Genomic DNA, 21,613 nt, shown 5'->3' with positions numbered 1-21,613 from the left:
CCTGTGAGGAGACCGAGGGGATGACCCTGGCCTTCCTCCAGTCCGGCGACCAGCTGCGCACCGACCGCCTCTGCAGCGAAGGCGTCTGCATCGAAGCCCTCACCCCCTTGTGTTTCCGCAGCGATGCGGAGCCGCTGGAGGGCCACGGCTTTGATCCGGTCAACGAGTGGACGCTGCAATTGCTGCGCATCCGGCACCTCGGCAGCGCCGAGCTGCGGCTGCATGCCCTGCTCTCGCTGCTGGTGCGGCGGCTGGGGCGCCGTTGCGGGCCCTGGTGCGACCTGCCCTTCCGCCTCACCCACGAGCGCATCGGCGAACTGATCGGCACCACCCGGGTGACCACCACCCGGCTGATCTCCCGCATCCGGGCCGCCGAACTGCTGCAGGTCCCCAGCGGTGAAACCAGCCTGCGGCTGGCGCCGGCCCTGGTGGATGGCGCTCCCCTGGCCGCCTGAGCTGTGTTGTCAACCACGACCCAGACCTCCGAAAGCCTCATCGGCAGCCTCTGCCGCGAAATGGCCGACCTGCACCAGAGCTGGCGCTTGCTGAACGGGCACTTGAGCGCCTGCTGCGACACCAAGCTTCTCCTGCGCCTCGGCCGGGAAGCAACGCGCCTGCAACGCCGCCGGCTTGAAATTCAGCGCCTGGCCCGGGCCATGGCTGGCCTGCCCCTGCGCGATCCCCTCGGGGCCGCCTTCCTGCTGGAGGTCGCCGGCAGGCCTTTGCCCATCTGAGGGCCTGGCGCTGGCGCTGGGCCGCTCAGGCCAGCGTGGCTGCCGGCTGCTGAGCTGCAAGTTCCCCATCAATGAGCAGCATGGAGGCCGCCTCCAGGCGACCGAAGCGGACCCGACCCAACAGGTGGGCCGCCTCGTTCTCGGCTGCGATCTGGCCCTGAATCAGCGGATCGAGGAAGACGGTGGTGCGCACGTCAGCGGCGCGCTCAGCCATGGAATAGAGGATCTGCAACGAGGCCGTGACATCGGCCTCCAGCCGGAAGGCGTCTGCCAGGAGCGCTTCGGCATCGCTCCACTGCTGCCCTGGGCCGGGCAGGTCACCCAGGTCCACCGTCTGGCCACGGGCAATCAGATAGTCGGCCACCAGGCCAGCGTGGTGCTGCTCCCCGCGGGACTCCTGCATCAGATAGGTGGCAAATCCACGCAGTTCCCGCTCGGCGAACCAGAGGGCCATGGCCCAGTAGGCGGCGCTGGCCTTGCGCTCGAGGCCCAGATGCTCTTGCAGCCCCTCCAGCAAACCAGCGTCCATGGGCTGGGCCATGGGCCTGCCAGCGGGCCCGGTGGCAATGGCGTTCTTGGGCTGGGAGGAGGTGGAGGAGGTCATGAAGATCGGGCAGGGGGGAAGGGCCCATTCACCGCCTGATCAATGTAAAGAGCTCGGCGACAAAGTGACCCTGTCCCGTTCTCCGGCGACTGATCCATCCAGCAGCGTGGCCACATGGGCCGCGCTGGCCGACGCCAGGCCAGCAAGATCGTAGCCACCCTCGAGGACGGAGACCAACCGCCCATCCGCCCGATCGGCGGCGATGTCAAGCAGCAGCTGGGTCAGGGCGGCGAAATCACCGTCCTCCAGGAGGAAATCCCCCAGGGGATCACCGCCCCTGGAGTCGAAGCCCGCCGAGATCAGCACGAACTGCGGGGAGAAGGCCTCGGCCAGGTGCACGAGCTCCTCGCGCCAGGCGGCCAGCAGCTGGGCCCCCGTTGTGCCGGCCGGCAGGGGGCAATTGTGGGTGAAGCCCGCTCCGGGCCCCTCACCCCGCTCCAGCCGGGTGCCGGAGCCAGGGTAAAAGGGAGCCTGGTGGCTGCTGAAAAAAAGCACCGTGGGATCGCGCCAGAAAATGTCCTGGGTGCCATTGCCATGGTGCACGTCCCAATCGACGATCAGAATCCGCTCCAGCCCATGCATCGCCTGCAGGTGGCGGGCGGCAATGGCCACGTTGTTGTAGATGCAGAAGCCCATGCCCCGGGTGGCGCTGGCGTGGTGCCCCGGGGGCCTGACGACCGCAAAAGCCTGGCGTACCCGCCCCTCCATGACGGCCTCCACAGCCGCCAGCACCCCACCCGCCGCCAGCCGGGCGGTGCGCTCGGAGTGGCGGCTGACGGCCGTGTCACCGGTGGAGAGCTGGTCCCGGCCCGCCAGGATGTCTTCCTGAACCCGCTGCAGATACTGCGGGGTGTGGCAGCGCAGCAACTCCCGTTCCGTGGCCGGACGTGGAGGGATCAGCTGACACCGGCTCAGCAGACCGGCGCGCTCCAGGCCCTGGATCACGGCGTCCACCCGAGCCGGGCATTCCGGGTGCCAGGCTCCGGTGTCGTGCTCCCGGTAGGCAGCGCTGCAGAGAAGGCCGGTGCCAGAGCCTGGCGTCGCTGGGGCAGGCTTCAGCGGGGCAGCAGGCACACGGAGCTGGCGTTCCCCTTGACCCCCACCGCTCGGCTCGGGACCTGGGGCAACCATTCCGGACGGGGCGACACCCCATCCTGCTGCATCGCCATGGCATCAGCAGGCAGTTGTTCGGTGAGGAAGACGCCCTCTGAATCCCTTGCCCAGACCTCGACATCACTGGCTGGAGGACAGAGAAAGGTGAGCACCTCAAAGGGGAAAACAACCCGCTCCAGGAAGAAATCACCCGGCCCACAGCAGCGGATGATCCGCATGCGTTCTGAACAGTTGCGGTAGCTACAAAGTAAAGCGTTCATGGCACCCTCCATCCTGTCCATGACATCCACACACGGACCTTGCCGATTGTCAGTTGCCGATGCGACGAAGGCCGGGCAATGAGTGTTTGTACCGTGTCGGGAGAGACTCAGCTGCGCTTCAGCCAGGTCGGCGCTCCGGAGAACCAATCGCCCAGATCGTCACGGCTCGGATCGAAGCCGCTGGGGTCACTGGGTTCAACCAGATCCATCTGCGTCATGAAGCGTTCGAGGTCCGTTTCGGGTTCACCCCGTCGCTGCTGCCGCTGAGCCCGCCGCAGCCAGCTCCAGACGCTGGCATCACGGTTGGCAAATTTCTGAACATAGATGCGCTCATTGAGACTGATTGGCTGGGAATCGGCAATTCTGCCGATGATGTCCTGGAGCCGCAGACGGGTGCTGGGTGTAAGCATTTCCCCTCATCCAATGGCAGAAGATCTAGCGGTTCTGGGGAATCGGATGGTGCCGAGGACCACAGAATCCCGTGGCGTGTCAGGACCTGCCGAAATGCACCCGCGGGCACCCCACGCCATGGAACCTCCGCCGCCAGCAGAATCGAAGCGTGGGTGAACGCACCCAACTCCCCGGCTTTTGTCCCGTGCCCACCCCATCTGCCCTGAGCGGGCCCTCCGCCCGATCGGTCGATCCGGATCACCAACCGCTGCTGCTCGTCTACGACGGCGGCTGTCCGTTCTGCCGCCATTTCGCCTTGAGCAGTGAATTGCGCAGCGGGATTGCCAACCTGCGCATCATTGATGGACGGGCCGATACGGACCTGCGACGGGATTTGCAGAAGCGGGGTCTGCCGCTGGCTGATGGGGCGGTTCTGCTGCAGGGAGAGCGGGCCTGGCACGGAGCCGAGGCGGTGCGGCACCTGTGCGCGCTGATGCGCCCCAGCGATCCCTTGCTGCGGTTGCTGGTTCCTTTCTTCGACGGGCCATCCCGCAGCGCACGGTTCTACCCCCTGCTGCTGGGGGCACGGCGCCTGGCCCTGGCCTTGAAGGGACTGCCGCTGGATCCTGACCGGCCCTGAACCATGGGGCGGGCCCCGCTGGAGCTTGGGCGTGCCCGTTAGCTCAGGGGAGCGGCGGCAAGGGCGGCCGTCCCGCCACCGAGGGGCCGGTACCGAGGGGCTGCAGCAAGGGCGAAGGGTCCACCGCCACCAATCGCCCCTGGCGCCGCTGGCGCCACTCGAAATGCAGGTGGGCCGTGCTGGCCGATCCGCTGCTGCCGACCCGACCGAGGCTCTGACCCGCAGCCAGGCTCTCGCCCGGCAGCACCGCTACATCCAGCAGATGGGCGTAGAGGCTCTGCCACCCCAGGCCGTGGTCGACCACGACGAGCAGCCCATAACCGCCCACCTCATCCACCAGGCGCACGGTGCCCGGCAGCACGGAGAACACGGGCGTTCCCTCCGGAACGATCAGATCGAGGCCCGTGTGCAGACGCCAGGCGTTGCGGGAGTCGGCCAGCCGCCACCCGAAGGAGGCCTGTTCCGTGGGCCGCTGCCCCAAGGGATACCCCAGGGCCCCGGCCACCAAAGCCGGGACGGCCCCGGCCGCGGCCGGCCGGTAGCGGGCGCGCAGCGACTCCGGCAGTCGGTGGTTCTGTCCAAGATCCCCCACCGGCACCTCCAGGGGAACCTCCGACGGCCGAGGCGGGAGCTCCCCTGTGGCCAGCAGGGGCAGCGGCAGCAGCACCAGCCAAGGCAGCGCCATGGCGGTCAGAAAGCGTCGAAACCGGGAGGCCATCCGCCTGTTGCATGGGACCGTGAAGGCCTTCGTAACGCCCCTGGGCGCTGCTGCCAAGGCGCCGGTGGACGACAGCGCTCAGCTCCCGGGGGGAGTCTCCTGGCTCCCCGGCACGATCACCATGGCGTTGGCGATGGCGGTGTCCATCACGATCCGCAGGGCCAGGCAGGGATCAATCACCTCCCGGCCCATGGTGATGGCCTTCTGGGCCAGCAGGCCGTACAGGATCGGCCATTCCACCGGGTCTGGGCAGAACCGCAGCACCAACGGCAAGAGCGCCGGCCACAGACTTGGCAGCGATTGCAACGACTCCGGTGAAGGCTGGTGCCGGATGGGAACCTGCGGAACACCGAACACCTCCTGTCCGAGGCTGGCCGTCCCGTGACGCCACAACTGCATCGGATCCGGCAGGGCCGTACAACCCGCCTGCTGGGCAGCGGCGGCGGCCAGGCCCCAGGTGGAGTAGCGGTCTTGGAGCAACCCCTGGGCCAGGCCTTCGCCCACAAGAAAGGAGTTGCCGTTCCGGGTGCCGACCACATGCAGTCCCGGCGGCTGCGGCTGGCCGTCCGCCTGGGCTCGGGCCCTCAGACTGGCCTGCCAGGCGTAGCCCGCCAGGGCACCGCACACCGCCAGGAGCGATTCGATGTGCACACCCCTGTCCGTTGCCATGACCTGCAGAAGCCGGCGACTGATCTCTTCAGCTCCGATTTTTGCCCCGACCAGGGGATCCTGGGACCGGCGGGAGGCGATGGCCTCATCCAGGGGATCACGGGAGGGCTCTGTCATGGCCGTTGAAGGGTGTGGGGGATCCAACAGCAGCTTTCCCGATCGCCGTCCTGGAAACACTGGGCGAGGATCAGAACCAGTGCCAGGAAATCATCATTGGATTCTGTCTCCATGACCCGATGACGCAGCAGCAACATGACGGGACGGCCCCAAGCTGAGCTGCTTCGGTAGCAACAGCGCGATCGACCAGAGCGGTGTTAGGACAGGGTGGATTTGCTTCCTGTTGGCCGATGCGAGCCCTCTCCTTCCTTTTTGCCCTGATGGTGGGTTTGGTCCTGGCCTTTATCGCCCCGGCGATGGCAGGTGGCCGTGGCCAGGCACCTGAAGCCATGGTGGCTCCTGAGCTTGCCCAGATCAGCGCTGAATCCAGCGATCCACTGGCCATGGATGGGCAGACCACCGATCTCCTCGCCGCCGATCTTCTTGCCGAACTGAGCATCGATCTGGCCCCCGCCATCGACGCCTCTCTCGACGCCACTCTCGACGCCTCGGTCTGAATCCGAACCATCAACGAACGAACTGGCCGAGCTGGCATCTGAACCCATGGCTCGCACGCTGCTCGACCGACCCGTTTCCCTGGTGTCGCTTCGCCCTGCCGAGGCCAGCAGCGCCTCAGGCAACGGCGAGCAGGACCCACCGGCCAAGGGCTTTGCCAAGTCCCGCTCCGGTGCCAAAGGCAAACCTGCTGGAACCAAGGGGCGGCGTAAGAAGGGCACCGGCCTCTCCGCCGCCGACCACGGTCCCCTCGGCCGCAGCCCCAGTCTTGAGGCGATTGAAGCTCGCTCCAGACTGGGCTTGGCCTTGGCGGGACGCCTGCGGGAATCCGAGGTGACCCTGGCCTGGAAGCGGGCCGCCGCCGAGCATCACCCCGACCGTGGTGGACGCCACGACACCATGCAGGCCGTCAACGGGGCCCGTGATGTGCTGCTTGGAAGGGGTCTCGGCTGAGGCCTTTACAGCAGACCTGGCAGCAGCCACCAGCTGCTCCGGCGATAGGCCTCGAAACCGGCATAGCGCTCGGCCATGGAAGCTTCCTTCTGGATCATGCGGGGCAGATAAAGCGCCAGCACCGAGGCGGGCAAGAGCCAGGCCCACAGGGAACCGGCGATCACCGCGAAGCTGCTGTAGCGGAGCAGATCACCCAGGTAATTGACGTGGCGAACCCGGCGCCAGGCCCCATCGGCCACCAGGGTGGCCCCTAGCTCTTTGGCGGTTCCCTTCTGGACGTCAGCCGCCGTATTCAGCAGCGATCCAAAAATGTAGAAGGTCAGCCCCAGGGCGATCGTCAGTGAATCCAGGGGCTGATCATTGGCCATGGCGAGCCAACCCGGCAAGGCGTAAAAAACCCCCACGTACAGCACCACCGCGACGGTCTGCAGTGGCTGGAGCACCGCGGTGAAGAGCTGGCGGGAACGCCAGGGGAACAGCACCTCCTCCAGCAGCCACCAGAGGCAGTAGCTGAGATGCAGGGAGAGGTAGATCACCACCCGCGGTGAATCCAGCCCCAGGACCAGGGCCGGGATCAGCAGCGCCACCATGGTGGTCACCTTGGCGATGTTGATCGCTTGCAGCTGGGTCATCCAGAGCCGAAAGGGCCTTCCATGCTGGCAGGGGGCTTCAGCGGTCGGGAGGGGCCGAAGCGGGGAAGCGTTCCAGGTAGGTGGTGACGGGCAGGGGTCGGGGCTGGTTGTATCCGACCGGCAACCAGAGATCGCCGGCGGCGGAGGCGTAGTGGATCTCCCAGTGGTAAAACCCGGTGAACGCCTGGGGATCCAGGCGAAGCAGCTCCGCGTAGTGCAGAACAGCCCGCACATAGCGGTTGCTGTTGTTGTATCCCCAGAGCCCCTTGCGAATGTCCTTCAGGCCACCCCGACGCACCAGATAACGGGCCGCGGCATGGATCGCATCCTCTGGATCACGAATGTCCCCCTTGCCGATTCCCCGCTCGGCCCAGGTGCTGGGCAGGAACTGCATGGGTCCCCTGGCATCGGCGACGGAGACGCCATCGATGCGGCCCATGCCCGTTTCCACCAGGTTCACCGCGGCCAGAACCTCCCAGGGGATGCCGGTGGCAGCCGACGCCTCTCGGTAGTAGCGCAGCAGGTTGGCGGCGGGCTCCGGTGGGATGATCCGCCAGGCGGGAACGATGGCTGGACGGGGTCCCCCCCGATGCATGGCCAGGAACTCCCGGCGGGCCGCCAGGTGACGGTCCAATACGCCCTGCCAACGGACGGGGAGAGATCCGCGCACCCGGGTGGCCAGGGAGGGATCGATGGCGAGACGGCGGTAGATCACCTGTTGGCGATGACCCAGTTCGGGCAGCTGATCGATCGGCGTGTCCATCGAGCGCAGGGCCAGCTCCAGGGCCGCCAGCTGGGCGGCGATGGCCACTGGATCGCGCGGCAGGCGCGGGTAGGAACGGGGCGTCCCTTCCGTCAGCGACGGCGTCAGCGGCTGGGACGGGGCCGCAGGGGACTTGGCGCCGGGGGCACGCTCGACCGTCACGCTGGTCACCGCCACGGCGGTGGAGGCCAACAGGAGGACCAGCAGAACCGGGGTGACGACGCGCATGGGCAGGGGGGCCATCGAGCGTGGGGGACAGGAACGCTTGGGGACAGGGGGCCGGATCCGGTGCGGCAAACACCTGGGCCTGATGGGCTTCAGGTTTTGGTCAGCCAATAGAACTGGTAAGCCTGCAGCACGATGCGGCTGGCGGACTGGGACGGGCTGCGGCCCGAATAGAGATCGATCAGGCGATCGAAGCTGTTGAAGACCGAAGGCACCAGACTGTCGAGATCAAAGAATCTCGGCTGGTCGTTGAAGTTGGCCACCACCAGGACCAACTCCGAGGGCCTCAGGTGGTTGAAGCGCACGAAGGCCAGCAAATGCTCATGATCGAGATGAAGGATCTCACGGTTGTTGAAGTCAGCGAAAGCGGAGATCTCCTTTCGGATCGCGATCATCTTTCTCATGGAGGTGAAGATGGAGAACTCCACCGTTCCCTGCTTCCTTCTGAGCTCAGCCTGGTCCCAGTTGATCTTCGGACGGTGCACCCAGCGCGTGTCGCCACACTTACTGGGATCGTCATAGAAGCTGTAATCGTTTAAGACACCTAGGGCGTCTCCGTTGTAGATGAGCGGGATACCCCCGAAGGAAAGGATGATGCCATGCAAGAGCAGGACACGGCTGATAGCCGTGGCGATCAGCTTCTGATCCTTTGACTCAATCGCGGATTCCAGTCCGACCAAGGACGCGAGGGAGCCACAGATCCGCGCATCGCCAGTGGTGTCATTGGGCATGAAAGCAAGGCCCCTGGGAATCGCGTCAAAATCACCTTTGAAGTAGTCGACCAGAAAGCGGCGGTGAGCCCGAGGTTCATAGCCCACCTGCTCAATATCCCGGTCGTCAAATCCAAAGCCGATATCATCGTGGCAGCGAACATAGTTGAGCCAAGTGGCCCGCTCCAGCTTGTTCGGCAGGCTCTTGAGACCCTGCGAAAGTAACTTGGTATTTCGCGTGGCAACACTGTCCCACAGCAAAGCCATCAGCGTGGCGTTGTAAGCAATTTCACATTCTTTGGCAACAATGGCATCTTCGCCAAAGTATTTGGTGATTTCAGTGGGCGCCACAATAGCCTCCGCAATGAACAGCACCCCGGGTGCCGTCACCTGGCAGCAGTCCTTCATCAACTGCAGAATGAGATGGGCTTTGCGCTCGTTCTGGCAAGTGGTGCCAAGCTTCTTCCAGAGAAAGGCAACGGCATCTAGACGCAAAACGTCCACACCCTGGTTGGCCCAGAACAGCAACACATCCAGCATTTCGATGAAGACGGCCGGATTGGAATAGTTAAGATCCCATTGATAGTCATGAAAGACCGTCATGACCCATCGTCCCATCGCCTCGTTCCAGGTGAAGTTGCCGGGATCGGACTCCGGGAATACTTCGGGCATGCTTTGCTCAAAGACATCAGGGATATCCCTGCTGTCATACACATAGTAATAGTCCTGATATTGCTGCTCCCCAGCGATCGCTCGCCTGGCCCACTCATGCTCATCCGAGGTATGGTTCAGCACAATATCCAGCACCAGCAGGATCTCTCGTTTTCTGAACTCTTCAGCAATATCCCGCAGGTCGTCGATGGTGCCGACTCTCTCATCGATCTCGCGAAAGTCACTGATCGCATAGCCCCCATCACTTTTGCCGACAGGACACCTCAGGATGGGCAGGATGTGCACCATGTTGATACCAAGTTCCTGAAAATAGCTGATCTTGTTTTCCAGATCTGGAAGATTCTCAGCAAAGCCATTGGAGTACACGGCCATTCCGACCCACTTCTGAGAAAGAAACCAGTTGTGGTCATCCTCTCTTTGGATATCTAGCTCTTCAAGCTCACGCGATCGGTCGATATAGCCACGCGCCATTGTCTCAACAAGGCGAAGAAGCTGGAACTTGAAATCATCCCTGTGACCATACAGCGTGACGAACAGGGAATGGATAGCGTAAAAGTTGGCGCCTAACCTGGTATAGAAATGACGCAGATCCTGACGACGAATTTCTGGACGGAGATCATCCAGAATGGAGTTCAGCAGAGAGTGAGAGATTTGTTCGTACATCGAGTCAGTTGTGGCTCCAGGTGTTCAGAAACTCCTCGTATACACGCCGATCGTCGATGATGGCTCCCCTGCGCGACACCAGGGCCGCAGCGAAGTCGCGGGCATGGGCAAGGCTCTCCAACGACGGCCACTGCTGGCTGAGCCCAAGCAGGAAGGCAGCGGCAAAGCCATCCCCCGCGCCAACCGTGTCGACAACATGGGTAGGGGCTGCGGGGCCGATGGACACAATCTCGCCGCCGCTCCAGAACAGGGCTCCCTGGGCGCCGCGGGTGAGAATCAGAGTCTCCAGAAGGTGACACTCGGCGAAGCGATGCATGGCCACCGTCAGACTGGCGTCATCCGCTGCCAGCGTTTCGTCCGTCGCCAGCAAGGCCAACTCCGCGGCGTTGAGTTTGACGTGATCAGCATCATCCACCAAAGAGAGGACCGACTCCAGGGACCACCAAGGGCTGCGCAAGTTCACGTCCAGGAAGATCTTGCCCCGATGCTTCGCCTTGAGGGCCGCCAATGCTGCCGCCGAGGCAGAATGGCGTAGCGCCAAGGAGCCGTGATAAAGAAGACCCGTGGCTGGAAGCTGCTGGACGTCCGATGACTGAATGAAGTCGTAGGCACTCTCCGGCACGATGTCGTACTGGGGTTCATCATGCTCAATGGTCACACGCACCCGCCCAGTGGGATGGGAATGGTCAATCTGCAGAAAAGAACTCTCCAGACCCCAAGACTGCATGCAGGAGCGAATGGAATCACCGTGACCATCCGTGCCGATCCGGCTGACGAAGAAGGGAGATAGGCCAAAGCCCCTGAGATGCCAGGCCACATTGAAGGGCGCCCCCCCGAGAACCTCCGTGCCATCTGGGAAGCAATCGAAAAGCACTTCACCGAAGATGGTGATCGGGCAACGCGTCTGCATCAGATCAATCCAGTTCCGAGAGGGCGTCGGCATGGAAGTGGCCCAACCCTTCCAGGATGCCCGCACTGTAGTTGCCATTCATGCCCAGAAACCCACCTCTGGCGAGATACAAACGGTCAGCCGTTCCCTTTCGCCTGGCTGTTTCCGTGGCCTGTTCCACCACTGCAGGATGGGCATTCGCCACCAGCACCGCAGGCAGCGAACTGGTGAGCACCGACAGGTCATTGCCACTGTCACCGGCAAACAGCGTATGATCAGCGTCAAAACCCTGCTCTCGCATAAGGAACTCAATGGCTCGGAGCTTGCAGGCGCGTTGCGGCAAAATGTCCAGCAAACCGATCGACGCCTGCTCATCGACGCTGTGAATCATGTTGGCGGCGAGGCTGTGTTCACCAAGACGGGTGCCGATGGCCCGCCTCAGCGCCGACAAGTCAGCGTCCAGAGAGACGAAGTAGCTCAATTTGTACAGCTTCTGCCTATCTTCCGGCTGCAATGTCAACCCAGGGAGTCCTGAGAGAAGCACGGCCAGCTCCACAGCTGTGAATCCCTGCCAATCCTCGGCGATGTGCCGTGTCCATTGAGCCAGCAGGGACCACCCAATGCGGCCCCGATGATAAATCGAACTACCAACATCCCCAATGACCCAATCAGGCTCGGGAAGTTCATAATCCTGAATCGACTCCTCCACCAGTTCCAGATGCCTGCCGCTGACATAGGCCAGGGAAATGGCCGGCTGGGCGACCACACGGGCAAACATCCATCGGGCCCCATCGGATTCCGGAAGCTCACCGTTGGGGAGAAGGGTTCGATCAAGGTCCGTACAGAGGAGCAGCCGCTGCAGCATCGGTGGACTGGAACTCAAGCCGTCAATGGAAGAAGTCATAGTGCTCGATCGCCTCAAGGATACCGGAGGCATGGGACCCCGATGAGAAATACACCCGTTCCGAATCGCTGAGTTGGGCCAGCTCCTCGCGGTGTCGACTATCCACTACCACGCCAAGGGTTTTACCCCTCAGCATGTCCTCATCACCCCGAGATCCACCATTGACAAGAACTCGCTCCAGGGGAATCTTCCACTGGTTAGCGACATAGCGCAGGGCCTGACCCTTGGACGCTCTGGCGGGCACGAAGTCAAGAAATTGCCCGAAGGAGAGGCTGGTATGGGCGGAAAGCTCATGCTGCCGCAACAGGGTGAGGATGTCCTCCAACGGGGGAGCCTCCTGCTCATCATGGAAATAGGAAAGCTTGAAACGACTCTGATGTTCTTTCGGCTGCAGGGCCAGTCCTGGCAGTGGATCCATGAAGCGCTTGATCACCTGCGGGGTCCAGAGGTGGTCAATGTGATCTGTCCAGGAGATGTCTGTCGTCAGTTGGGGCGGGGTATAGATTTCCGTCCCCAGACTGGTGATCAGAACATCGGGCATGGGGATGGAATGAACCTTCAGAATCTTGAGAACCGAATTCAGACGTCGGCCGGTAGCGATGCCAAAGAGGACCCTGCGATGCTGTTCCCGCATCAGCTTCACAAACAGACCTAGGGCCTCGGGATCGCCAAGCAAGGTGTTATCGATGGCTGTAAAGATGGCGCAGGTTCGGGTCTGGAGGGCCGGAGGCTTTGTGAGGGGGGCCGGCCGAGCAACAACCCGGCTCTGAAGCACGAATTCCTTCAACCTATCGAGATATCTTTTCGCATGAGCTTCCCAGGAATAGTATTTGGCAACGTTCTTCAGGCCATTCGCCGAATATTTTTTCCATAGCTGTCGATCTTCCAAAATCTCAAGCAAAGCGCTGGCGATTGAATCCTCATCAAGGGGATCAATCAGCAAACCATTGTTGCAATTTCCGATGATGTCCACCGGTCCACCAACTTCCGTTGCCACGAGCGGCAGTCCGCTGGCCGCCGCTTCAAGCAGGGTCAGACCGAAGGGCTCGGTAAGGGCGGGATTGACGAACACACCCTTGGAGAAGGCTGCCATCCTGTAAATGTCCGCCACGTCACAGGAGGAATGGTGCTTGGGCAGCGCCACCAGACCGTTCAACTCATGGCAGTCGATGACAAGAAGTAACTCTGTCAGGACATTCTGGGCACCCTCATTGAGTTCACGGATATCATTACGATTCCCAGCCACAATCACAAGATTGGCGATCTGCTGGAGACGTTTTGACTGTCCATAGGCTTCGAGGAGTGAGACGATATTCTTGCGTTGATCAGGCCTTGAGAGTGCCAAGATCATTGGCCTTTCAGGCTCCCTGAGATGCTTGCTGAGGGTGCTGGCAAATGGGGCCGGGGCATCCCCCGGGGCGGGAGGGTGGAACTGATTCAGATCGGTTCCCGGTGGGATGACCGACATTTTTTCGGGCGTGTAGCAATCGTAAAGCTCGTATTGATCTTCAATCTCATTGTTCGTACTCGTAATCACAAGATTGGCACTGTTCAACACATCTTCTTCGGCGCTGATCCGTTCGGACATCTTGTAGCGCTTCTGGATCTCTTCCACGGTCACGCCAAGGGCAAGCAGCCGACGAACCTTGTCCCTGCCGAGCGAGTGGCCGGTGTGAATGAGGGGCAATCCCGTAAGGTGGGAGAGGCGAACGCCGACATAGCCAGCATCGGCGTAATGACTGTGCAACACATCCGGCAGGCGGGGCTGGCGATGGAGCCAGGCGAACAGCTCATCGGTGAAGGCATCGAGATAACCCCAGAGCTCTTCCTTCGGGATGTAGAGCTCTGGTCCGGCAGTGATGCGAATGATGCGTGCCTTAGGGTCCAGCATCTCCACTGGCGTCCCGTAATCCGGCGATACGCCAGCATCCTTGATGCATCGGGTGACAAGATCCACTTGATGCACGGCTGACTGGCGAGCCAGAGCCCTGGTCAGTTCCACCACATATTTGGTCTGGCCGCCGGTGTCGGCATCGCGGCCCAGCTCAAGATTGTCTCCTCGGATCAGGCCATGAATGCTGATCATCAGGATGTAGAGGGAATGAGTCTTGGCTTCCATCTTCATGCTCTGCTTTGCATTCCATCTCTGTTGAAGTGTGACAACGAGTCACTTTGCTGAGCCTTGCGAAGAAGCCTCAGTGCCATTCGAGGGAACCGCTTTCACCAAGGCCGTGTCGCCACGCCCAGCGACTGACCCCCTAGCCCAGCAGCCAGCGCAGCATCAGCGCCAGCTGACCGAGGACACCCTTGCCGGTGAGCTCTTCACCAATCAGGGCCGCCGCGAACCCCAGCATCGCCGCACGGCCGTTGAGCCGCTCCACCCCTGCCAGGGCCTTCAGGTTCCAGGGGCGGGAGGTGGTGAGCCCCTCCCCGAAACGCTCCAGGGGCTCGTAGTGAAAAGCCTGGTCGCCGTCTTCCCTGCCGACTTCACCCATGCGTTTCACCCTGAATTGATTTCAGCCTATGCACTTCTTGGGGCCCCATGGCGCTCCAGTGCGATCGAGCTACAGTACAGATGTACCAGAGCTCAGCCATGGCGCCCGGCCAGATCGATCCCGCGGTGGCCCCCCTCAGGCGGGCCAACCCCCAACGCTTCCGGGAGGCTCGCCCTGGCCATCTGGCCGTGGTGGCCATGGCTGGCAAGCCCTGGTTCATTGGCCGGATCTGCGACCTCAGCGGCCCGGCCCCAACCGACTTCGCCCGGGTGCTGAACATCGACACCGGCGACATCGAGAGAATCCCGGCCCCCTGGATCGTCGAACTGATGGGCGACGGTGGACTCGTGATCAACCCTTTGTCCTGCCGATGAGCGGATCGTTCTCCAACAGATTGATGCGGTAGAGCACCTCCTCAAGGGCATCGGCGGCACGGACGGCGCTGTAGCGCTGCGGCTGATCCGGGCCACAGCACGACGGCACGGGCGCCAAAATCGTCCAGGGCCTGGGATGGCAGAACTGGACGACGCTGTGGCGCTCAGCGGAGGCCCCGGCCGGCGCCACCACCCGATGCCAACCGGTGGGGATGCGGCCGTTGCTGAGCCTCTCCAGCATCAATCCGGTGTTGATGATCACCCGCCCGTCCGGCGGCGCAGCGTCCAGCCATTCGCCGGCCACACGCACCTGCAGGCCGGGCCCGGTGGCCCGCGGCAGGGCGGTGATGAGGTTGATGTCGCCATGGGCTGCCGCCCAGAGATGGCCCTCGGCTGGGGCCTGAACCATGGGCGGATAGCGCAGGGCCCGGGTGAGGGTGGGGGCCTCGCTGACCATCTCCTCGAAGAAGTCTTCGCCGCAGCCCATGCCCAGGGCGATCACCCGCAGAAAGCGCCGCTGCAGATCGGCGATCGCCCGGTGGAACTCGGCCAGCTGGGCCGTGATGCCCGGCACGGCCGCCTCTGGCAGGACCTGCTCGGGATAGAACTCCGGGAACCGACGCCGCAGGGGATGGCCCATGGGCAGAGGCGCCGACCAGTTCAGCATCTCTTTCCAGTCGGGGTGTGCGCTGCCGGCGGCGGTCTCCACCAGCAGTTCCGTATAGCCGGTCTGGCCGCTGGAGCCGGAGGCGCGGAAGCACCGCTTGGCGTCAGCGTCCAGGGAGAAAAACCGCTGCAGGAGGCCGTAGGCGGAATCGAGCAGGTCGACGGGTAGGTCGCTGTTGGTGTAAACGAAACCGGTGGCCAGACTGCGCCTGACCCCGTCCACCACGGCGTCCCTGGCCCGTTGGCTGCCCCGCTCGAAGGCCAACAGATCCACATCGAGAATCGATTCAGCCATGGGCGTGGATTCAGCGGCGCCCGTTGACGATCACGGGGTTACCGCCCCCGGCCGCCCCAGGCAGGGCCGGCACCACCGACGTCTGACCGTCCCACTTGTCGAGGAACAACTTGTAGAGCACCTGGTCGTCGAGGCTGGAGTTGAGGGTCTGATAGCGCTTGGCTTCCTGCTCGGCGATCAGCACCTCCGTCTGGGCTCGCAACAGTTGCTGCTCGGCGATCTGCTTCTGCTCGATGGCGGCGCGGTATTCCTCGGCGATCTGCAGGCCGGTGAGATCCAGACCCTGGACAGTGACGTAGTCGAACTTGCGCAGTTCTTCTGCCACCTTCTCCTGCACCAGCTCGGAGATGGAGTTCCACTCGGTGGCGATGGTCACCAGTTCGTACTGGGAGAACACCGACTTGAGGGCCTTCAGCAGGGACGGCTGGATCACCCGCGGATAGATCTGCTGGTCGTCGGTGGCGATCGTTTCGTAGATGCGACCCGCCTCGGCGGGCTTCATGGCGTACTTCACCGTGGCGGTGGCCTGGATCACCTGCAGGTCCTTGGTGAGGGTGGAGAACTGCTCCGGCCGCACCTGGGTGCGCACATCGAAGAGGGAAGTGTTCTGGGCCAGGGGGACCTTGAAGTTGGCCCCCGGCTGCCGCGGGACCCCGGTGACCTTGCCGAGGGTCGTGACGACCGCGACGCTGCCCGCCGGCACGATGAACACCGTCTGGGTGAGCAACACCAGTCCTCCCAGCACGGCCGCGAAGATCAGCTGCCAGAGGCCACTGAAGCCGTTGTCTGCGCCGGAGCGCATGGGGGATTGCATCGGGAACCTGGGAACCATGGGGGTGCCACGACCCTAGGCAGCGCCGCTGGCCAGAGGCCGTCATCGTGGGAGCACCAGGTGGATAGGAGAGAGCTGGTGCTGCGGTTCCTGCTCGAACTGGTTCCCACCCTTGGGATCGGACTGCTGCTGGGGGTGCGATTCCCTGGGTTGCCCGGAAGGCTGGCCCCTCCGTTGATCAACTGGGGGATTCCGATCGGGCTGGTGGCCCTGCTGCTGCGCGCGGGCTTCCAGGCCAACCTGCTCACGGCGGCGCTGATGGCCGCCGCCGCCTCGGGACTGGGGCTGCTGCTGCTGCGCCTGCCGGCCCTGGGCCGCTGGATCCCCGATGGCAGCCTGCAGCTGGGCTGCATCGTGGGCAACACCGCCTACTGGGGGCTTCCGGTGGCCCTGGCCCTGCTCCCCCCTGACGCCATCGGCTTCACGATCGCCTTCGATCTGATGGCCACCCTGATCACCTGGAGCCTCGGTCCGCTCCTGGTGGACCAGCGCGCCGGCAGCGTCCGCCAGCAGCTGCGGATCCTGGCCACCAGCCCGGCCATCCGGGGTCTGGTGCTCGCCGTGCTCGTGTACCAGACCCCTTGGAGCGCCATGGTGGCCCAATGGCTGTGGTGGCCAGCACGCCTCGTGATCCTGGTGGCGCTGGCGATGGTGGGGATGCGGCTGGGACTGATGCTGCGGCGCCGCCAACCCAGCCCTGTCAGGTCTCCCGGGCTGGGGGTGGCCTTGGTGGGCAAGCTGCTGGTGCTCCCCTTCGCCATGCTGCTGCTGGCCAGCCTGCTGGGATTACCGCCCCTGCTGCGGGATGCGGTGGTGTTGCAGGCGGCGGCACCCACCGCCGTCTCGGTGCTGCTGCTCACGGAAGCAGCCAGTGCCGGGCGGCCAGAGGCGGCCGAGGCGGTAGCGGGGCTGGTGTTGTGGAGCACGGCCCTGGCCCTGGTCTCGGTTCCGCTGTGGTGGTGGCTGCTGAGCGGTCCACTGGGGAGCTAGGACTGGCCCGGAATGCTCTGCGCACACCTCGGCGGCCATGGCCGGATCCCTCGCCCAGCGGCTCGACCGCAGCCTGTCCCAACTCAAGGGCGTGGCCGTGCTGCCCCTGCTGATTCTGGCGGTGCCCTGGGTTCAGGAAATCATCGACCAGCTGGTCTTCGGCGGACGTTGGAACCTGCCCATGGTGCCGGGGGGACCTTTCCTCGGCGTGCTCACCGCCCCCTTCAGCCACGGTGGCTTCGGTCACCTGATCAGCAACAGCCTCTGGTTCCTGCCCCTCTCCTGGCTGGTGCTGGCCAAGAGCCGGGGCGACTACCTGGCCGTGTGGCTGGGGGTCTACGCCATGTCCATTCCTGTCTGGCTCTTCTGGCACCAGGCCAGCCACGGCCTCTCGGGGGTGATCTACGGATTGCTGGGCTACCTGCTGCTGATCGGCTGGCTGGAACGACGCCCACTTTCGATTCTGTGTCGCTCACGGCCCTGTTCGCCTACGGAGGAGCCCTGCCAAGTCTGCTGCCCTTCCTGAGTCCCCCGGGAGTGAGCTGGATCGGCCACGCCTCCGGCTTCGCCGGCGGGATCCTGGCGGCACTGGCCATCCACCGCGAAGAGGGGAGATAGGGGCTTGCGACTTCTGCCACGGCCAGGGCCGATGCGTCCAACCCGCCAACGCCGCCACTGGCTTGCCCTGCTGCTGGCCCTCGGCGTCTCGGCCCTGCTGATCGTGCCCCTGGCCCGGGCGGCCCTGGCCCAGCCGGGCCCCCCACCCCTCACCAGCTACGACCTGGCCTGGCAAGCCCCCTTCAACCGTCCGGAGCACTACCCCCTGGAGCGTCGGCCCGATCCGGCCGTCTACCGCCCCCATGGTGACTGGTTCGGTCGGCTGATTCTTCCCCCCTCTGCCGAGATGGTCGAAGGTGACGGCGACTGGGTCTGGCTGGAGGTGGAGCAGGCCCCGGCCGTCCACGCCGACCTGATCGGCCGGCGCCTGCGCCTGGGCTGGCAGGACGACCCAAGGCTGCGCGCCCTGGTGGGAAAAGTGCGAACGCCGGTGCGACTCGGGGCCGAGGCCCGCCTGGCGGCCCAGCAGGGCAATGTGGTGCCCACCCGCCTCGACGGTCGCGATGGCGTGGGGCCGCTGCAGACCCTGGCCGGCGCCCACCCCCACGACGACATCACCGTGGTGCTCGAAGCGGTCCAACTTGAGCAGCGGGATGGGGAGCCCGTGCTGCGCATCGGCCGTCCGCCCCTGCAGAGCACCGGCCGCTGGGTGGGTCTCGTACAGCTGCTCTCCCGTGATCCGGCGGACCCGGAGCAATTTCGGGCGCAGCACTACGACCGACGCCAGGGGAGCTTCAGCGGCGTCATCGAAACCGTGCGGCTGCCCCGCCAGCCGCCCGATCGCCACGGCCGTCGCTTCTTCGACCCGGAGGGACTGCTGGCGGCGCCAGAGGGCGCCGAAGGCTGGTACCTCTACGGCGCCCCGGATGGCGCCGGGACCTTCACCGCCCAAGCCCTGGAGCCCCGCCTGCTCACCTCCCTGGCGAGCGACCGGCTTCTGCCGGGCACCAGCGCCGGGTTGAACCACATCAGCCGGGTGAACTGGAGCGACGGCCAGACCCGGCGGGGGCGCTTCAGCCGGGTGGGCCTGGTTCCCGACGGTGGCGTCACCCCATGGCAACCCGGTGACCGCTCCCTGGTGATCCACAACTTCGGCGGCATCGGTGGCCCCGACGGGGAAGCGATCAGCGGCTTCACGGTCACAGGCCATTTCGCCTTCGGCGCCGCCCGGGTGGTGATCGATCCCTTCACAGGACAGCCGCGATTCAACCTGCGCTACCACCAGATCTACGCCAACAACCCCAACGGCATCGTCTCCGGTAGCCAGGACTGGAGCGCCTATACCGGCAACCTGCAGCGGGGCTGGCTGGGTACGCGGCCCATCTCGGACGTGCTGGTGCGCACCGATCCCCTGCTGCTGGAGGAACTGGCGATCCAGGCGGAGGTGCTGATGGCCCGCTACCGCAGCGGCGATGGCGGTGGGGTGTCCCTGGTCACGCCGGCCATCTCCTGTGTGCAGGATTCCAGCCAGGCCCTGTGGATCGCCATCGACCAGCTGCGTCGGCGACGCCGGGAGCTGGACGGCAGCGAGCTGCCCCGACTGGCCTCTCTGGCCCAGGCCCTCGATGCCCTGCTGACCCCCTTCGGCATGGTGCGTGAGGACTGGCGCCACAACGCGTCCCTGATGGACACCCCCGGCGATGCCCCGGACCGCTTCAAGGCCAGCCGTCGGCTGTGGGACGGGGTGCTCAGCTGGCGCTCGATGCTGCCCCGCCGGGCCCACGACGAGATGGCCGGCGTCTTTCTGCGCCACGGCGATCCTCTGCATCTGATGCGCACCAACCAACTTCCAGGGGCTGACCAGCGCCTGGCTCCCCTGGCTCCGACGCAAGTGCTGGGCCAGCTGCCCCTGGTGGGAGTGGTCCTCCCCCGCCTGATGGACGCCTTCTTCACACCGCTCACCGGCCGCGGGCTGGCCCTGAGCACCCTGCTGCTGGGGGCCTACGCCACCGTGGCCCTGGCATTGGGGCGTGTCACGGGATTCCTCCCGGCGCAACGGCCAAGGGTGCGACCGCTGCTGCTCATCCGCCAGGCGGTGGTGCTGCTGCTGACCCCGTCCCTGATTGAAGAGACTCTTTTCCGGGCGGCCCTGCTGCCCCACCCGATCGAGGGACTGAGTGGGTGGGAGAGCACCGCCTGGGGGGCCCTGAGCGTGGGGCTGTTCGTGGCCTGGCACCCCTTGGCCAGCCGGCTCTGGTACCCCCAGGGCCGGCGCCTGTTCGACGACGGTCGTTTCCTGCTCCTGGCCAGTCTGCTGGGGGTGACCTGCGTGATCGGCTACCAGGCCACCGGCTCCATCTGGGCACCGGTGCTGATCCACTGGCTGGTGGTGCTGATCTGGCTGGAACTCCTGGGAGGCCGCTGGCGCCTTGGCCTGGGGGTTCAGGGATAGGCGTTGGGGACGAAGAACTGCTCGTTCATGGGGGGACGCTGGTAGTCGGAACCGCTCTTGCGGGGGGGCAGCTCGAACGGTTCGGGGGTCATGTCCTCGTAGGGGACCTTGCTGAGCAGGTGACGGATGCAGTTGAGCCGGGCCCGGCGTTTGTCGTTGGCCTCCACGGTGAACCAGGGAGCCTCAGGGATGTTGGTGTGGGCGAACATCTCATCCTTGGCCCGGGAGAACTCGACCCAGCGATCGCGGGATTCCAGGTCCATCGGACTGAGCTTCCAGCGCCGGGCCGGATCTTCGAGGCGGGAACGGAAGCGGGCCTCCTGCTCATCGTCGCTGACGGAGAACCAGTACTTGATCAGGGTGATGCCGCTGCGAACGAGCATGCGCTCGAATTCCGGACAGGACGACATGAATTCGTCCACCTGCTCGGGGGTGCAGAAACCCATCACCTTCTCGACGCCGGCCCGGTTGTACCAGCTGCGGTCGAACAGCACGATCTCCCCGGACGAGGGGAAATTCTCCACATAGCGCTGGAAGTACCACTGGGTCTTCTGCTGGTCGGAGGGGGTGCCCAGGGCCACCACGTTGCAGCCGCGGGGGTTCAGGGGCTCGGTGATGCGTTTGATCGTGCCGCCCTTGCCGGCGGCATCCCGCCCCTCAAACAGCAGAAGCATGCGGTAGCCCACATGCTTCACCCAGTACTGCATCTTGACCAGCTCCACCTGCAGCCGGACCAGCTCCTGTTCGTAAAACTTCCGATCCAACTTGGGCGGGCGCCCCTCGGAATGGCTGGAGAGGTCGTCGAAGATGGGGGAGGGTCGGTACAGATCTGACTCGCTGGCACCGGCGGATCGATGGCCGTTGGCAGTCTTTTTGCCTGACTTGTCCTTGCCGCTCAGAGCCTTGGGCTTGTCAAGCTTGATCTTGGAACCACTTTTGTCTTTCTTACCCATGCCACTTAGGGAGGTGAGCTGCTGACGGCTTAGCCGATTTACGGCCCATCATTGGCAACAATCGTCACCCGGAGACAAACCGGGTGGTTTTCTTCGGGAAGCAGCGCCTGAATGCCTGGACCCAGCGGCTCTTCCACCGTCCCCTTCAGCTGGGCAGGTCGGAGACCTGGACCCACTGGGCAATCAACTGCTCCTGCCGTACGAGCCGATACCTGTTCCCCTCAGTGGGGTGGTGCCGGTACTGGTCCCTGAGGCTCTGAAGCCTGGAGACCAGGGAGTGGTAGACGGGGTGATTTTTGTTCATGACCTCGGCCAAGAGGTATCAACAGGTTAATCAAAATTTACAA

25 protein-coding genes and 1 pseudogene are annotated in these 21,613 nt (G+C 64.3%); 9 read left to right on the top strand and 17 right to left on the bottom strand.

All coding sequences use genetic code 11. The features are described from left to right. Both KBY95_RS13170 and KBY95_RS13165 read left to right on the top strand, forming a co-directional pair. The coding region (locus KBY95_RS13170; protein ID WP_254965587.1) for a helix-turn-helix domain-containing protein at positions 1–455 on the top strand (455 nt) is incomplete at its 5' end. 6 nt (positions 456–461) lie between these two features. Then, the gene (locus KBY95_RS13165) at positions 462–734 is read left to right on the top strand and encodes a hypothetical protein (protein ID WP_254965586.1); all 273 of its coding nucleotides are present in this window, start codon (positions 462–464) and stop codon (positions 732–734) included. A 25-nt stretch (positions 735–759) separates the two neighbouring features. Here the strand turns inward: KBY95_RS13165 and KBY95_RS13160 are convergent, their stop codons facing one another. From KBY95_RS13160 to KBY95_RS13145, 4 genes are all read right to left on the bottom strand, one after another. Beyond that, the gene (locus tag KBY95_RS13160; RefSeq protein ID WP_254965585.1) at positions 760–1,338 is read right to left on the bottom strand and encodes a ferritin; all 579 of its coding nucleotides are present in this window, start codon (positions 1,336–1,338) and stop codon (positions 760–762) included. Between the two features lie 39 nt (positions 1,339–1,377). Then, positions 1,378–2,412: a histone deacetylase gene (locus KBY95_RS13155; RefSeq protein WP_254965584.1), complete on the bottom strand. Its 1,035-nt coding sequence runs from the start codon at positions 2,410–2,412 to the stop codon at positions 1,378–1,380. After that, a complete protein-coding gene (locus KBY95_RS13150) occupies positions 2,394–2,711 on the bottom strand; it encodes a DUF1830 domain-containing protein (RefSeq protein ID WP_254965583.1) in 318 nt (105 codons plus the stop codon). Before KBY95_RS13150 ends, KBY95_RS13155 begins: the two co-directional genes overlap by 19 nt. Before the next feature lie 107 nt (positions 2,712–2,818). Next, positions 2,819–3,121 (bottom strand): hypothetical protein, encoded by a 303-nt coding sequence (locus KBY95_RS13145; protein WP_254965582.1) that lies wholly within the window; start codon positions 3,119–3,121, stop codon positions 2,819–2,821. Between the two features lie 203 nt (positions 3,122–3,324). Here KBY95_RS13145 and KBY95_RS13140 point away from each other — a divergent pair, with 203 nt between their 5' ends. Continuing rightward, complete coding sequence (locus tag KBY95_RS13140; RefSeq protein ID WP_254965593.1) at positions 3,325–3,741, top strand: DCC1-like thiol-disulfide oxidoreductase family protein; 417 nt, start codon at positions 3,325–3,327, stop codon at positions 3,739–3,741. Between the two features lie 43 nt (positions 3,742–3,784). Here the strand turns inward: KBY95_RS13140 and KBY95_RS13135 are convergent, their stop codons facing one another. Beyond that, entirely contained in the window at positions 3,785–4,459 is a 675-nt protein-coding gene (locus KBY95_RS13135) for a M23 family metallopeptidase (RefSeq protein WP_254965581.1), read from the bottom strand. Positions 4,460–4,537: 78 nt separating this feature from the next. Beyond that, positions 4,538–5,245 carry a hypothetical protein gene (locus tag KBY95_RS13130; RefSeq protein WP_254965580.1) on the bottom strand — a complete coding sequence of 236 codons (708 nt, stop codon included), beginning with the start codon at positions 5,243–5,245 and terminating at the stop codon, positions 4,538–4,540. Positions 5,246–5,475: 230 nt separating this feature from the next. Here KBY95_RS13130 and KBY95_RS13125 point away from each other — a divergent pair, with 230 nt between their 5' ends. Continuing rightward, entirely contained in the window at positions 5,476–5,742 is a 267-nt protein-coding gene (locus KBY95_RS13125; protein ID WP_254965579.1) for a hypothetical protein, read from the top strand. Between the two features lie 46 nt (positions 5,743–5,788). Continuing rightward, positions 5,789–6,193 carry a molecular chaperone DnaJ gene (locus tag KBY95_RS13120; protein WP_254965578.1) on the top strand — a complete coding sequence of 135 codons (405 nt, stop codon included), beginning with the start codon at positions 5,789–5,791 and terminating at the stop codon, positions 6,191–6,193. A gap of 5 nt (positions 6,194–6,198) precedes the next feature. On the opposite strand, the gene KBY95_RS13115 is transcribed toward KBY95_RS13120, so the two are convergent. From KBY95_RS13115 to KBY95_RS13085, 7 genes are all read right to left on the bottom strand, one after another. Continuing rightward, positions 6,199–6,825 carry an isoprenylcysteine carboxylmethyltransferase family protein gene (locus KBY95_RS13115; protein ID WP_254965577.1) on the bottom strand — a complete coding sequence of 209 codons (627 nt, stop codon included), beginning with the start codon at positions 6,823–6,825 and terminating at the stop codon, positions 6,199–6,201. A gap of 37 nt (positions 6,826–6,862) precedes the next feature. Then, positions 6,863–7,831, bottom strand: coding sequence for a lytic transglycosylase domain-containing protein (locus tag KBY95_RS13110; RefSeq protein WP_254965576.1), 969 nt, complete (start codon positions 7,829–7,831; stop codon positions 6,863–6,865). A 74-nt stretch (positions 7,832–7,905) separates the two neighbouring features. Beyond that, positions 7,906–9,858: an alpha-amylase family glycosyl hydrolase gene (locus tag KBY95_RS13105; protein WP_254965575.1), complete on the bottom strand. Its 1,953-nt coding sequence runs from the start codon at positions 9,856–9,858 to the stop codon at positions 7,906–7,908. 4 nt (positions 9,859–9,862) lie between these two features. Continuing rightward, the gene (locus KBY95_RS13100) at positions 9,863–10,768 is read right to left on the bottom strand and encodes a PfkB family carbohydrate kinase (RefSeq protein WP_254965592.1); all 906 of its coding nucleotides are present in this window, start codon (positions 10,766–10,768) and stop codon (positions 9,863–9,865) included. 4 nt (positions 10,769–10,772) lie between these two features. Beyond that, a complete protein-coding gene (locus KBY95_RS13095) occupies positions 10,773–11,612 on the bottom strand; it encodes an HAD-IIB family hydrolase (protein ID WP_254965573.1) in 840 nt (279 codons plus the stop codon). 22 nt (positions 11,613–11,634) lie between these two features. After that, entirely contained in the window at positions 11,635–13,776 is a 2,142-nt protein-coding gene (locus KBY95_RS13090; RefSeq protein ID WP_254965572.1) for an HAD family hydrolase, read from the bottom strand. 133 nt (positions 13,777–13,909) lie between these two features. Next, positions 13,910–14,146 carry a chlorophyll a/b-binding protein gene (locus KBY95_RS13085; protein ID WP_254965571.1) on the bottom strand — a complete coding sequence of 79 codons (237 nt, stop codon included), beginning with the start codon at positions 14,144–14,146 and terminating at the stop codon, positions 13,910–13,912. Between the two features lie 98 nt (positions 14,147–14,244). Between KBY95_RS13085 and KBY95_RS13080 the strand changes: the two genes are divergently transcribed. Next, positions 14,245–14,520, top strand: coding sequence for a hypothetical protein (locus KBY95_RS13080; RefSeq protein WP_254965570.1), 276 nt, complete (start codon positions 14,245–14,247; stop codon positions 14,518–14,520). On the opposite strand, the gene KBY95_RS13075 is transcribed toward KBY95_RS13080, so the two are convergent. Together KBY95_RS13075 and KBY95_RS13070 are read right to left on the bottom strand one after the other, a co-directional pair. Beyond that, positions 14,498–15,481, bottom strand: coding sequence for an isopenicillin N synthase family oxygenase (locus KBY95_RS13075; RefSeq protein WP_254965569.1), 984 nt, complete (start codon positions 15,479–15,481; stop codon positions 14,498–14,500). The two genes, KBY95_RS13080 and KBY95_RS13075, sit on opposite strands and share 23 nt — an antisense overlap. 10 nt (positions 15,482–15,491) lie before the next feature. Continuing rightward, positions 15,492–16,295, bottom strand: coding sequence for a prohibitin family protein (locus KBY95_RS13070; protein WP_254965591.1), 804 nt, complete (start codon positions 16,293–16,295; stop codon positions 15,492–15,494). A gap of 96 nt (positions 16,296–16,391) precedes the next feature. Between KBY95_RS13070 and KBY95_RS13065 the strand changes: the two genes are divergently transcribed. The 3 genes and pseudogenes from KBY95_RS13065 (at position 16,392) to KBY95_RS13055 (ending at position 20,313) form a co-directional block, all read left to right on the top strand. Continuing rightward, the gene (locus KBY95_RS13065; RefSeq protein WP_254965568.1) at positions 16,392–17,303 is read left to right on the top strand and encodes an AEC family transporter; all 912 of its coding nucleotides are present in this window, start codon (positions 16,392–16,394) and stop codon (positions 17,301–17,303) included. Positions 17,304–17,340: 37 nt separating this feature from the next. After that, a pseudogene (locus KBY95_RS13060) lies at positions 17,341–17,921 on the top strand (rhomboid family intramembrane serine protease). 31 nt (positions 17,922–17,952) lie between these two features. Continuing rightward, the gene (locus KBY95_RS13055) at positions 17,953–20,313 is read left to right on the top strand and encodes a type II CAAX prenyl endopeptidase Rce1 family protein (protein WP_254965567.1); all 2,361 of its coding nucleotides are present in this window, start codon (positions 17,953–17,955) and stop codon (positions 20,311–20,313) included. On the opposite strand, the gene ppk2 is transcribed toward KBY95_RS13055, so the two are convergent. Together ppk2 and KBY95_RS13045 are read right to left on the bottom strand one after the other, a co-directional pair. Then, entirely contained in the window at positions 20,304–21,266 is a 963-nt protein-coding gene (gene ppk2, locus KBY95_RS13050) for a polyphosphate kinase 2 (protein WP_254965566.1), read from the bottom strand. The genes KBY95_RS13055 and ppk2 overlap by 10 nt on opposite strands. 145 nt (positions 21,267–21,411) lie before the next feature. Then, positions 21,412–21,570 (bottom strand): hypothetical protein, encoded by a 159-nt coding sequence (locus KBY95_RS13045; RefSeq protein WP_254965565.1) that lies wholly within the window; start codon positions 21,568–21,570, stop codon positions 21,412–21,414. Between the last annotated feature and the right edge of the window lie 43 nt (positions 21,571–21,613).

Source organism: Cyanobium sp. Aljojuca 7A6 (assembly GCF_024346455.1).
In the GTDB taxonomy this organism is placed as follows: Bacteria; Cyanobacteriota; Cyanobacteriia; order PCC-6307; family Cyanobiaceae; genus Cyanobium.
This window is presented reverse-complemented; position numbering and strand designations above follow the sequence as displayed.